The organism is Streptomyces sp. NPDC102259, assembly GCF_044766465.1.
Taxonomy (GTDB): Bacteria; Actinomycetota; Actinomycetes; order Streptomycetales; family Streptomycetaceae; genus Streptomyces.
The window spans coordinates 165,776-177,581 of record NZ_JBIWMA010000002.1 but is presented as its reverse complement, the minus strand read 5'-3'; the positions used below and the strand labels follow the sequence as shown (position 1 = coordinate 177,581).

The 11,806-nt window shown below is 70.8% G+C and carries 10 protein-coding genes and 1 pseudogene; 7 read left to right on the top strand and 4 right to left on the bottom strand.

Annotated elements, in window-relative coordinates; translation table 11 throughout:
* Positions 1-29 precede the first annotated feature (29 nt).
* From epsC to ACIRPU_RS05370, 7 genes and pseudogenes are all read left to right on the top strand, one after another.
* Positions 30-638, top strand: a complete 609-nt coding sequence (epsC, locus tag ACIRPU_RS05400) for a serine O-acetyltransferase EpsC (protein WP_355704601.1) — start codon at positions 30-32, stop codon at positions 636-638.
* Positions 639-729: 91 nt separating this feature from the next.
* Positions 730-1,683 (top strand): annotated as a pseudogene (locus ACIRPU_RS05395) (acetyl-CoA carboxylase biotin carboxylase subunit family protein); the annotation flags it as partial.
* On the top strand, positions 1,672-2,970 hold the full coding sequence (locus ACIRPU_RS05390; RefSeq protein WP_403863516.1) for a pyridoxal-phosphate dependent enzyme: 1,299 nt from the start codon (positions 1,672-1,674) through the stop codon (positions 2,968-2,970). The pseudogene ACIRPU_RS05395 and the gene ACIRPU_RS05390, both read left to right, overlap by 12 nt.
* Positions 2,967-4,241, top strand: coding sequence for an ATP-grasp domain-containing protein (locus ACIRPU_RS05385; protein WP_403862007.1), 1,275 nt, complete (start codon positions 2,967-2,969; stop codon positions 4,239-4,241). Before ACIRPU_RS05390 ends, ACIRPU_RS05385 begins: the two co-directional genes overlap by 4 nt.
* Before the next feature lie 81 nt (positions 4,242-4,322).
* Complete coding sequence (locus ACIRPU_RS05380) at positions 4,323-5,579, top strand: ATP-grasp domain-containing protein (RefSeq protein WP_403862004.1); 1,257 nt, start codon at positions 4,323-4,325, stop codon at positions 5,577-5,579.
* Between the two features lie 50 nt (positions 5,580-5,629).
* Entirely contained in the window at positions 5,630-6,850 is a 1,221-nt protein-coding gene (locus tag ACIRPU_RS05375; RefSeq protein ID WP_355704604.1) for an MFS transporter, read from the top strand.
* A gap of 63 nt (positions 6,851-6,913) precedes the next feature.
* Positions 6,914-7,366, top strand: a complete 453-nt coding sequence (locus ACIRPU_RS05370) for a cupin domain-containing protein (RefSeq protein ID WP_355704605.1) — start codon at positions 6,914-6,916, stop codon at positions 7,364-7,366.
* A 71-nt stretch (positions 7,367-7,437) separates the two neighbouring features.
* Here the strand turns inward: ACIRPU_RS05370 and ACIRPU_RS05365 are convergent, their stop codons facing one another.
* The 4 genes from ACIRPU_RS05365 to ACIRPU_RS05350 form a co-directional block, all read right to left on the bottom strand.
* Positions 7,438-7,986, bottom strand: a complete 549-nt coding sequence (locus ACIRPU_RS05365; protein WP_403862000.1) for a nucleoside deaminase — start codon at positions 7,984-7,986, stop codon at positions 7,438-7,440.
* A gap of 215 nt (positions 7,987-8,201) precedes the next feature.
* Entirely contained in the window at positions 8,202-9,038 is an 837-nt protein-coding gene (locus ACIRPU_RS05360) for an LLM class flavin-dependent oxidoreductase (RefSeq protein ID WP_355704607.1), read from the bottom strand.
* Between the two features lie 84 nt (positions 9,039-9,122).
* Positions 9,123-10,364: an MFS transporter gene (locus ACIRPU_RS05355; RefSeq protein ID WP_403861997.1), complete on the bottom strand. Its 1,242-nt coding sequence runs from the start codon at positions 10,362-10,364 to the stop codon at positions 9,123-9,125.
* A gap of 270 nt (positions 10,365-10,634) precedes the next feature.
* Positions 10,635-11,660 carry a transporter substrate-binding domain-containing protein gene (locus ACIRPU_RS05350; RefSeq protein ID WP_403863513.1) on the bottom strand — a complete coding sequence of 342 codons (1,026 nt, stop codon included), beginning with the start codon at positions 11,658-11,660 and terminating at the stop codon, positions 10,635-10,637.
* Positions 11,661-11,806: the final 146 nt, after the last annotated feature.

The window sequence follows — 11,806 nt, the reverse complement described above, 5'->3', positions numbered from 1 at the left end:
AACCAGGACATGCCATTACGGAGGATCGTATGCGTAGGGTGATCAGCAGGGCGAGGGAGGACCTCTCCGTGATCGTCGCGCGGGACCCGTCGATCCGCACACGCGCGGAGGCACTGCTGCATCCCGCGCTGCCCGCGCTGTGGACCCACCGACTCGCCCATGTCCTGTACATCCGGGGGCACCGTCAGCTCGCCCGGCTCCTGGCCTACCTGGCCCGCGCGGTGACCGGCGGCATCGAGATCCATCCGGGCGCGACGCTGGGTCGGCGCGTGTTCATCGATCACGGGGCGGCGGTGGTCATCGGGGAGACGGCCGAGGTCGGCGACGATGTCACGATCTTCCACCAGGTCACGCTGGGCGCGGTCGGCTGGTGGCGGGACGGGCGCCGCGAACCCGGCGCCCGCCGGCATCCGGTCGTCGGCGACCGGGTGGTGCTCGGCACCAACGCGATCGTGCTCGGTCCGGTCACCGTCGGCGACGACGCGTTGGTCGGCGCCGGTTCGCTCGTACTGCGCGATGTGCCACCAGCCGCCCGGGTGATGGCCCCCGAGGCCGAGGTCGTACAGCGGCTGTCGGCCGCGGATCGCGAGGAGGCCGGCCGGCTGCTGCGCGCGCTGGCCACCTCCGGCTGCTGGTGACGGCCCGCCCGGTTCCGTTCCCCGTTCAGCGTTTGCCGTTGTCGTTTGTCGTTCCACCCGACCACGTGTCGGCATGCCATCGGAGGCATAGATGATTCACGTCGGTGTCGTGGAGAGCAACCTCTCCGGATCCGGTTTCGAAGGCCTGCAGATCATCAAGGAACTCGATTGCCGCGTCACCTTCTTCACCCGCGACCTGGACCGGTACCTGGAAGTGCCGGGCGGACCGGCCTACTTCGACGACTACGTCGACGAGATCGTGCACTGCGAGACCAACACCTTTGACGGCCTGCTGCCGCATGTGCACGCGGCCGGGGCCGAGCACCCCTTCGACGCGTTCCTGACCCTGGCGGAGTACGACGTGGTCGTGGCCGCTGAGGTGGCGGTCCACCTCGGACTCCCCACGGTCAGCGTCGACGGCGTCGCGACGGCACGCAACAAGGCGCTGATGCGCCGACGCTGCGCCGAACTCGGCGTCGCGATACCGGCGTTCCGCACCGTGCGGAACCCCGCCGAGGCCGAGGCGGCCGCGGCGGAGATCGGCCTGCCCTGCGTGGTGAAACCGGCCGACGAGACCAGCAGTGCCGACGTCCGGCTGGTGGAGACCGCCGCCCAGGCGGCTGAGCATGTCGCACTGATCCGGTCCCGGGTGGAGAACACCCGCGGCCAGGCCCGCTATCACGAGCTGATGGTCGAGGAGTATCTGAGCGGCCCCGAGGTCAGTGTGGAGGTGCTGGCCGACGGCGACCGGTACGAGGTGTTCGGGGTGACCGACAAGTCGGTCACCGGCCAGGGCTACTTCGTCGAGCTGGCCCACACCTTCCCCTCCGGCCTGCCCGAGTCGGTGGTGCGCGCCTGCGGCGACCTGGCCGTGGAAGCGCTCCGCGCGGTCGGGTTCGACCTGGGCATGGCCCATGTCGAGATCAAGGTCACCGAGTCCGGGCCCAAGCTCATCGAGATCAACCCGAGGCCCGCCGGCGGCAAGATCACCTACCTCGTGGACCGCGCTCTCGGCATCCGGTCCCTGGAGCTGGTGGCCCGGCAGTACCTCGGGCAGCCGCTGCCGGCCCGGGTGCTGCCCGAGCGGCCGGTCGGCGGCGCCGCCATCCGCTACCTGACCGCGCGGCCCGGCCGAGTCGTGTCCGTCGGCGGGCAGCAGCGGGCTGCCGCCCTGCCCGGCGTGGAGGAGGTCGTCGTCAAGCCCAAACCGGGTTCCGTGGTGCGGGAGTTGCGCCGCAACGGCGACCGCGCCGGACATGTGCTCGTGGTCGCCGAGACCGCCGAGCTCGCGGCGCGCACCGCAGAGGCGGCCGCGCAGGAGATCAGCATCCGGACCGAGCCGGTCGCCCGGCGCCCGGTCGCCGACTCCCTGGTCGACCTGATCGGCGGGACGCCGCTGCTCCGGCTGCCGGTTCACCGCATCGTGGACGGCGTCCCGGCCGATGCCGAGGTGCTGGCGAAGCTGGAGCTGTTCAACCCCTGGTCCAGCAGCAAGGACCGGGCCGCGCTGTCGATGCTGCGCGGCGCCGAGGAACGGGGGCTGCTCACCCCGGGCGACGGCACCGTGATCGAGGCGACCTCGGGCAACACCGGCATCTCGCTGGCCGCGCTGGCGGCGGCCCGCGGCTACCGCTGCGTCATCGTGCTGCCGGACAACGCCACTCAGGAGCGGGTGGCCATGCTCCGCTCGCTCGGCGCCCAGGTGGTACGGACCCCGCACACGGGCGGCTATCAGTCGGCGGTCGACAAGGCCGAGGAACTCCACCTGGAGACCCCCGGGTCGTGGTTCTGCCGCCAGCACGACAACCCGGACAACACACGCGCGCACTACGAGACGACCGGCCCCGAGATCTGGAGCGACGCCGACGGGCGGATCGACGTGTTCGTCTGCGGAGTGGGCACCGGCGGCACGCTCAGCGGCGCCGGGCAGTACCTGCGCGAGAGCCATCCCGCGGTCCGGATCGTGGCGGTGGAACCGGCGGGCTCGCCGCTGCTGTCCGGCGGCGAGCCCGGCACGCACACCATCCCGGGCTTCAACGGCGGTTTCATCGCACCCACCACGGAACGGAACCTCATCGACGAAGTGATCGCGGTCTCCGACGCGGACGCCCTGGACACCACCCGGCGGCTCGCACTGCGCGCCGGGCTGATGGTCGGTGTGTCGGCCGGCGCCGTCGTCCACGCGTCCGGTGTCCTGGCCGCCCGTCCGGAGTACCGGGGCCGGCGCATCGTGACCCTGCTGCCCGACACCGGTGAGCGGTACCTGAGCCTGCTCGATCGCGAGGCCGAGCCGGTACCGGCCGCGGCCGCGCACGGTGGCGGTGCCCGGTGACGGCGCCCGGCCCCGCCGATGACCGGCCCCGCCTGCTGATGGTGATGCCGTACCGCCAGTTCGTGCGGAAAGCCCAGGCCGAGGGGTTCTGGGTCGGCGCGGTCTGGGACCCCCGGCTGGAGTCGCCGGAGTACCTCGACGACGTGCGTGCCCAGGCGGACCTGTTCGTGTCGGCCGACTTCCGGGACGCGGAGCTGCTGCGCCACACCCTCCACCAAGTGGCGCGGGAGCACCGCGCGACGCTGATCTACCACATCGGCAGGGAGGAAACGATGGTCACCGCCTACGAGGTGGCCGAGGACCTGCACACCGAACTCAACCCGGCCGCGGCGATCCGCCTGCTCGCCGACAAGCGAGCGATGCGGGACCTGCTCGCCCGGCGCGGGCTGTCCCCGGTGTCCTACGAGGCCGCGCCGACACGGCGGGAGGTGCCGGACGCGGTCGAGCGGATCGGCTACCCGGCCGTGGTCAAACCGGCCGCGCTGGCCGGCAGCCGAGGTGTGTTCCTGTGGCAGGAGGCGCAGGACCGCGCGGCCTGGACCGCACTCGTCGACCGGTACGGCTACGACGGCCCGTTCCTGGTCGAGGAGTACCTGCGGGGTCCCGAATACAGCGTGGAGACGCTGAGCAGGGACGGCCGGCACCAGGTCATCGGCATCACCGAGAAGCTGCTGGGACCCCCGCCGCTGTTCGTGGAGGTGGGGCACGTCCATCCGGCGCCGCTGCCCCAGGACCGCCGGCGGGCCGTCGAGGAACTCACCACGGAGTTCCTCACGACGTGCGGTTACCGGTTCGGCCCGGCGCACACCGAGGTGATCTGGACACGGAACGGCCCGCGCATCGTCGAGTCGCAGGCCCGCCTCGGCGGTGACCGGATACCGCGACTCGTCGAGCTGGCCACCGGACTCGACATCGAACGCGCGATCTTCGCCGCCCTGGCGGACGGACCGGCCGAGCCCGCCGAGCCGACGGCGACCGCGATCGTTCGGTTCTTCACCTTTCCGCCCGGCCGCGTCGACGAAATTTATGGCCTGGAGGCGGCCGCTGGGCTCGGACACGTCGACGAGCTGAGCCTCCGGCTGCGCCCGGGCGACACCGTACCGGCGGTCGTCGACTCCAAGAGCCGGCACGGGCACGTCATCGTCTTCGGCGCCTCTCCCGAGGAGGCCCGCGCCCGCTGCGCGGAGGTGCTCGCCGCCATCGAGGTCGTCATCGACGACACGCCCGTACGAGCGGACGGTCGCGCCGGAGTGCTCGGGACGCCCGTATGAGCACCGTCGGTCACGAGTCCCCCCACCCCGATGAAAGGCAGTGACGATGCAGCGGTCCACACCCACGACCAGGAGGTCGCCATGAGCACCCCCGCCACCGACGCGCAGGTGGTGTTCGTCGGCTACAACGCGGCCTACCTGCGTGCGATCGACGGGAGCGTCCCCAGCGGGTCGGTCGTGGTGATCGAGGAACCCGACATCATCCGCAAGCGCGGGCTGCAGGACGCGGCGGCACGCTTCGACTGCCTGGACCGGATCGTCCCGGCGGGCTACCAGCAGTCGGCCGAGGCGCTCGACCTGGCGGCCGAGCTGACGGCCGCGCGGCCGGTGGCCGCCGTCGTCCCGGGGCTGGAGTACGCGGTGCCGGCAACAGCCGCACTGGCCGAGAAGCTCGGGCTGCCAGGAGCGACCGAAACGGCCGCGCAGGCGCTGCGGGACAAGGTCCGGCTGCGCGAGGTCTCCGGTGCGGGCGGTGTCCGAAATCCGCGCTGGCGCGAGGTGCACGGCCCCGCGGACATCCTCGAGTTCGCCGGCGACGGTCCGGTCGTCGTCAAGCCGGCGAACCGGCAGGCGAGTGTCGGCGTTCAGCTGCTGGACTCGGTCGACACCGCCACCGCGGCACAGGCATGGCAGCGGACCTCGTCCGCCGCCGAGTACGAGCAGGTGCCCGACCGGCAGCTGGCGTGGCGCTTCCTCGCCGAGGAACGCCTGCGGGGTCCCGAGTACAGCGTGGAGGCGCTGGTACGGCAGGGCGAGATCATCTTTGAGAACGTCACGGCCAAGACCGTCGTCCCGGGGCCGTACCCCGTCGAACTCGGCCATCTGCTGCCCGCTCCGCTCGACCAGGACACGCAGGCCGCGTTCGAGACGGCCATGCGGGCGCTGGTCGCCGCGATCGGCTTCCGGACCGGCATCCTGCACGCGGAGTGGATCCTGACCGAGGCGGGCCCGACGCTGGTCGAATGCGCCGGCCGCTGCCCCGGTGACTACCTGATCGACCTCGTCGACCTGGCGTACGACACACGGATCAGGCTGACCCTGATCGACCTGCTCGCCGGCCGTACGGTCACGCTCCCCCGGTCCGCGCGGCAGACCTCGGCGATCCGGTTCCTGGCCGCCGGGCCGGGCACCGTGACGGAGGTCGTCGGCGTGGACACGGCACAGGGATTGCCCGGCGTCCAGGTCGCGGAGGTGGATGTCGAGGCCGGCCAGGAGGTCCGGCCGTGGGCGTCCTCCTGGGACCGCGCCGGGCACGTCATCGCGACCGGGCCGGACGCGGACACCACCCGTCGACGAGTCCTGGACGCGGACGCGGCCATCCGCATCGCTACCGATTGAGGAAACACATGTCTGTTCTGTGGCAACGCGTCCGCGGATGGCGCGGGTCCATGCCCGGAGGGTCGGTCGGCACCAGGCTGGCCGTGATGGCGATGATCGACGCGGTGGGCACCGGCGCCTTCCTGGCCGTCTCCGTGCCGTTCGTCACCAGATCGGTGCGCCTGTCCGAGGGCAACCTCGGTTTCGGCCTGGCCCTGTCGGCCGCCATCGCCCTGGCCACGGCCATCCCGATCGGCGTCCTGGCCGACCGGATCGGCCCGAAGAAGGTGCTGGTCGGGGTGAGCCTGTGGCGCTGCGCCTGCTTCGTGGTCTACCCGCTCGTCCAGAACCTGTGGCAGTTCCTGACCGTGGTGTGCCTGCTCGGCCTCGTCGACAAGGCGGCGGCACCGATGGAACAGGCCCTCGTCGGTCAGGCCACGGCGACCGACGACCGGGTCAGGGTGGTGGCGATCCTCCGGTCGCTGCGCAACGTCGGCTTCACCCTCGGCGCCCTCCTGGGCGGCATCGGGCTGCTGATCGACACCCGGGCGGGGTACACCGCGATCCTGCTGGTCAACGCCGCCTCCTTCGCCGTGCTCGCCGGCCTGGCCGCCCGGCTGCCAGTGCTCAACGCGTCGGCGAAGAGCCTGCGTCGGCGCTTCTCGGTCAGTGTGCTGCGGGACGGATCGTTCCTGTCGTTCACCGGCATCAACGCCGTGCTCACCATGCACATGACCCTGCTGAGCATCGGTATCCCGCTGTGGATCGTCGGGCACACCGACGTCTCCTCGGCGCTGATCTCCCCCCTGGTGGCGGTCAACACCGTGCTCGCGGTCGCCCTCCAGGTGCGGGCCAGCCGGGGGACCGACACCATCCCCGGCGCCGCACGGGCCCTGGTGTGGGCCGGCGTCTCCCTCGCGGTCTGCTGCCTGCTGCTCGTCGCGGCGCCGAAGCTGCCGGTCGTCCTGGCCGTCGGCGTGCTGCTGCTGGCCATGGTCGCGCTGACCGGCGGCGAGTTGTTCCAGTCCGCCGGCGGCTGGGGCGGCTCCTATCTGCTCGCGGCGCCCGGCCAGGAAGGCGTCTACCTCTCGGTCTTCTGGCTCGGCGTGGCCGTCCAGCAGATCGCGGCACCGGTCCTGGTCAGCCTGGTCGTCACGGCCGGCTCCACCGGATGGGTCGTCCTGGCCGCGCTGTTCGCCGTCTGCGGGCTTGCCGCGCCGGCCATCGGCCGATGGGCACAGGCACAGGCGGCCGGCCGGCGACCGGACCCGAGCCTGGCCGAGGCCACGTAACCCACCCCTGCACGCCGCTCCCCTAGTCGAGTCGGCACAGTTGATCACCACTCAAGGAGAGACATGTCCGTTCCGCTGTATGTTCCTTCCGGCGAAGGCGAGTTCGTCAACATCCGGGACACCAAGAGGACGTACCTCAAGCTCACCACGGCGGACTCCGACGGCGAGTTCGGCTTCTTCGAGCACCACATGGCTCCGGAGGCGAGCGGCGCCAGCCCGCACATCCACAAGAACTCCACCGAGATGTTCTACGTGGTGAAGGGCGAGATCGAGTTCACCATCGGCGACCGCAAGGAGGTGGGTGAACCCGGCGCGTTCGCCTACATACCCAAGGGCGAGCCGCACGGCTTCACGAACAGGGGCAACGAGGACGCCACGCTGCTGATCATGTTCTACCCGATCTACAACCGCGAGGACTACTTCCGCGGCCTGGGGCGCTTGACGGCCAACGGGCGCAACCCCAGCCTGGAGGAACTGCAGGAGCACATGGCGAAGTACGACCAGTTCATGGTCTGACCCGCGAACCCACGGCGACGAACAGGGCCTGGCAGCGATTGCGCCGCCAGGCCCCGGCGTTCGTGCCGCCCTCAGTCGCTCGCGCCGCTCCGGGTGCGGAACCGCCACTGCAACTCGCGTACCTGTTCGGCGAGGTCCGGGACCGGACCCGCCACCTCGAGACCGGGGACGACGTCCTGGATGGACAGCGGGCTCAAGGGCGAGGTGACGGGCACGCCCCACTCCGCCTTCCAGTCCCGAGCCTGCTGGGACGAGCTCGCGTACACGATGCGGCCCAGTCCTGCCCATCCGTGTGCGGCCGCGCACATCGGGCAGTGCTCACCCGAGGTGTACACGGTCGCCGTGGCCCGCTCCTCGGCGCTCAGGTGGGTCGCGGCCCAGCGGGCGAGTTCGAATTCGGGGTGCCGGGTCGGGTCGCCCGTGGTGGACTCGCGGTTACGGTCCTCGGCGAGGATCTTGCCGTCCCCGTCGACGAGCACGGATCCGAACGGCCAGTCGCCCGCCTCCACCGCCTCGGCCGCCAGCTCGATGCAGCGGCGCAGATAGGGCAGTTCGGCTTCGGTGACGGTGGTGGAGCGGTCGGAACCGCTCGCGGGAAGGTCGTGGTCGTTGAGGGCCACTGATGCTCCGTCTCGTTGGGGGTGTCGGCTAGGGTCTGTCGTTTGGATCAGGTCGGCCTGACCCACGGCGCCTTGTCGGCGGGCCCGAGCGGGGTGTGGTGCGTGCAGCCGCAAGGCGGAGGAGGGAGTCGAGGCGGAGCCTCGGCGACCGACGACAACGCCGCGGATGTGCGTGCCGCACCCCGCGACGCGCGGCATGATCCAAACGACAGGCCCTAAGGCCGGTGCGCGGCCACGGTCGCCAGTGCCTGCCAGGCCGCCTCGGGCCGCAGAGTTTCGTTCGGATCGCCGTGGTACGGATCGAGCAGCACGGTTTCGGCACCGGCCAGGCGCAATTCCTCGATGTCCTCGAGAATCTGCTCGAGGGTGCCCTCGCCGGCCCGGCGATCCGGGTCGTCGATCGGCTTTTCCGTGAGCCGGAGAAAGATGCGCGGCGCCAACTCCGGCACCGGTCGATCGAGCTCGGCGGAAATTTCCTTCAGCCGGTCCAAAGCGTCCCTGAACCAGGGCATCGTGAACCGCAGTGGATGCCATGGAGAACCGAGTCGAACGGCACGCCGTATCGCGGCGTCGCTGTTGCCGCCGACCCAGATGGGAATCTGTCCGCAGCGATAGTCGTCGTCGTTTTCCCATGCGGCTCGTAGGGTCCGCAGGAGTTCGTCGGTCAGAGCACCACGCCGTTCGAACGGGACGCCCAGCGCCTCGAACTCCTCCCGTGCCCAACCGACCCCGACGCCGAGGATCAGTCGGCCGCCGCTGAGTTGGTGCAGGTTGGCGGCCATGCGGGCGACCAGCAGAGGGGGCCGGTAGGGCGCGATGAGCACCGTCGTGCCCAGCTCTATCCTCGTCGTGATTCCGGCCAGCCAGGAGAGAGTGGTGAAAGGTTCGTAGAATGGGGCGGGATATTGCCTGGCGACATCCGATGTGATCGCCACATGGTCGGAGAGCATCAACAGGTCGAATCCGAGACCCTCCGAGGTTTTGGCCCAGCGGGCCAGGTTGTCCGGGTTCGCACCCGGACCGAAGTTGGGGACATTCACACCGATCCGCATGACCCAACCCTAGCAACTGGGCGTCAAAGAAGTGCAGTTGTCGGCCATGCTTTCGGTGAAGTGAATGCATTGGGGGGCGGTAGGTCAGTCGTCACGGGATGTACGGCAATTCTTCAAATCCGGCAGGTGCGCTCCGCGGAGGTCCAGGAGGAAGAACGCGGCCAGTACGGCCGCCGTCGCCGGGAAGAGGGCGGACGGGCCGCCGAGGGAGAGCAGGGGGCCGCCCGCGAGCGACCCGATCCCGGTACCGCCGTCGAAGGCGACGTTCCACGCGACCCCGGCCACGCCGAGGCCGCCGGGCCGGTCGCCGGCCGCCTGCATGGCGAGCACCAGGGTGGCGCTCTGGATCGCGCCGAAACCCGCCCCGAACAGGGCGGTACCGACCAGCAACAGAGCCGGCTCGTGGGATGCCGCACCCGAGGCGGTGCCGATCGTCGTGGCCAGAACGGCGGGTAAGAGCACCTGGCGGCCTCCGTACCTGTCGATGAGCCACCCGGCTCCGAGCCGGGAGAGCACGGTGGAGGCCTGCGCGGCGAGCAGCGCCCCGGGCGCGGCGGAGGCGGTCAGCGGCAGGAAGGTGAAGACGACGCCGTAGGCGGTGGTGGAAGCGGCCTCCACCACGAGGGGGCCGGTCATGGGGCGCAGCGACCGCCATGTTCCGTGCGGGGCCCATGCCCGGCCGGAACGAGGTCCGGCCGGGCGGGCGGGCGTCGGGTCGCGAGAAAGACCGAACGAGCCGACCAGGACCAGTGCGGCCGTGCCCGCCGCCAGGGCGAAGGCGAGCGCGTAGGCCTCCTGCCGAGCCAGGGCGACGCCCAGCGGAGCCCCCAGGACGCCGGCGACACCGACCACCGCGCCGTACCAGCCGAGGGCTCGCCCCCGGTTGCCGGACGGGAACAGCTCGGCGGTGAAGGTGACACCGGCGACCACGAACACGCCGAAGCCCAGCCCGCGTACCGCCGCGAGACCGGTCAGGGCGGGCAGCGTGGAGGCGGCCGGCAGGACCAGGCACGGCAGCCCGAGCAGCGCACCGCTCATGGCGAGTGCGTGCCGTCGTCCGAGGCGGGCGAAGAGCCACGGCGTGAAGGGCTGGACGACCAAGGTGGCCGCCATCAGGGTGGCGGTGAGCATTCCGGCACCCGACGGTCCGGCGCCGGACCGGACGGCGTACGCGGGCATCGCGGAGAACGTCAGATTGAAGCCGGCGAAGCCACCGAAGGCGGCGATCAGGGTGCCGGCGATCGCTGTCCGCCGCCGCCCGGCGGAGGGCGCCGGGCCGGGGGCGGACGAGGCGGATGAGGCGGATGGGTCTGCCGGCGTGATCATCGCAACCCTGCCGGGCCCAGGAGCCTGGTGCGCATCGAGCCCTGGCGCACCCGGTGCGGGTGACGGAACGGCGTTACTTCGAAAAGAGGATCAGTCAGGGCAAGCACTGTGCCCGAGCCCTTCTCTGCCTGGCGGGACGACGAGCCGACGCGCTCTTCGCGACGGCGCCCCCTGCGACCCGCGACCGACGAGGACACGGCCGGGTGCGGCCGAGTCCGCTCCGGGGCCCCCGCGGGCGACGACGGCGAGGGCCCCGGAGCGGGCGGCGGATCAGGAGTTGTCGAGCGGCAGTCCGGGCGGGTTGACCTCGGACTTGGCGACGGCCTCGTTGGAGAGGTTCCAGGCGGCCAGCCACTTGGCGTACTGGCCGTTCTCGATCAGGTAGTTGATGGCGTCGGCGATCGGCTTGGCGAGACCGCTGCCCTTCTTGGAGGTGGCCGCGATCAGGCCCTGGAGCGTCTCGCCGGCGCCGGAGAAGGTGCCCGCGTTGGCCGTGGGCTTGTTCGTCTTCGCGGTCTGGGTGATGTGGTAGGAGATGCTCGGGTTGGGGCCGAAGTGGGCATCGATCTTGCCGCTGTCGAGCGCCAGGTAGACGCCGTTGTTGTCCGGGTAGTGCTTGATGGTGAGCTTCTTGCCCTCGCTCTGCAGCTTTCTCTGCCACTCGATGAGGATGCGCTCCTGGTTGGTGCCCGAGCCGACCGAGACCGTCTTGCCGGCGAGGTTCTCGTAGTCGCCGTCGAACTTCCAGTTGCCGGACTTCAGCACCTCGAAGGCGAGGTTGTCCTGCCGGTAGGAGGCGAATTCGTACTTCTCCTTGCGCTCCTCGGTGTCGGTGACGTTCGAGAAGGCGACGTCCACCTTGCCGCCGTCGATGCCGATGAAGAGGTTCTCCCAGGTGAAGTTCTTGCTCTCCGGCTCGAGGCCGAGGACCGCGGCGACGAGGCGGCCGATGTCGGTCTCGGAGCCGGTGAGGGTCTTCTGGTCGTCGCCCACGTAGTCGAGCGGGGCGGAACCGGACGGCAGAGCGCCGTGGCCGACCACCAGCTTGCCGCTCTTTCTTATGGCATCGGGCAGCTCGGCGCTGATCGACTTGACCTCGGACACCTTGAGGGTGGTCTCGTTGGCGGCGCCGTTCGAGAACTGACCGATGGTCACGCTTCCGGAGGCGGCGTCGGCCGTCTTGGTGGCGGCGTCACTGTCACCACCGCAGGCGGCAAGCCCGGTGGCGAGGGTGGCGACGGCGGTCGCCACGGTGATGCCGCGTACCAGGCTACGTCGGGTGAAGTGGATGGACATGGCCGTTCCTTGTCGCTCGGGAGAAGGTGGTGGAGTGGGGGGAGATCGTGGCTGCGCCGTGGGGTCGCGGTGGGCTGCGGTGGGTCGGACGACCTTGCTCAGGAGGTCCTCGGTCCGCTCGGGCTCAGGCTTGTCGAGGCCATGGA

Coding starts and splice junctions, on each gene's coding strand:
- ACIRPU_RS05350 (WP_403863513.1), bottom strand. CDS start 11,660: ATGTCCATCCACTTCACCCGACGTAGCCTGGTACGCGGCATCACCGTG.
- ACIRPU_RS05375 (WP_355704604.1), top strand. CDS start 5,630: ATGCCCGGAGGGTCGGTCGGCACCAGGCTGGCCGTGATGGCGATGATC.
- ACIRPU_RS05380 (WP_403862004.1), top strand. CDS start 4,323: ATGAGCACCCCCGCCACCGACGCGCAGGTGGTGTTCGTCGGCTACAAC.
- ACIRPU_RS05370 (WP_355704605.1), top strand. CDS start 6,914: ATGTCCGTTCCGCTGTATGTTCCTTCCGGCGAAGGCGAGTTCGTCAAC.
- ACIRPU_RS05355 (WP_403861997.1), bottom strand. CDS start 10,364: ATGATCACGCCGGCAGACCCATCCGCCTCATCCGCCTCGTCCGCCCCC.
- ACIRPU_RS05360 (WP_355704607.1), bottom strand. CDS start 9,038: ATGCGGATCGGTGTGAATGTCCCCAACTTCGGTCCGGGTGCGAACCCG.
- epsC (WP_355704601.1), top strand. CDS start 30: ATGCGTAGGGTGATCAGCAGGGCGAGGGAGGACCTCTCCGTGATCGTC.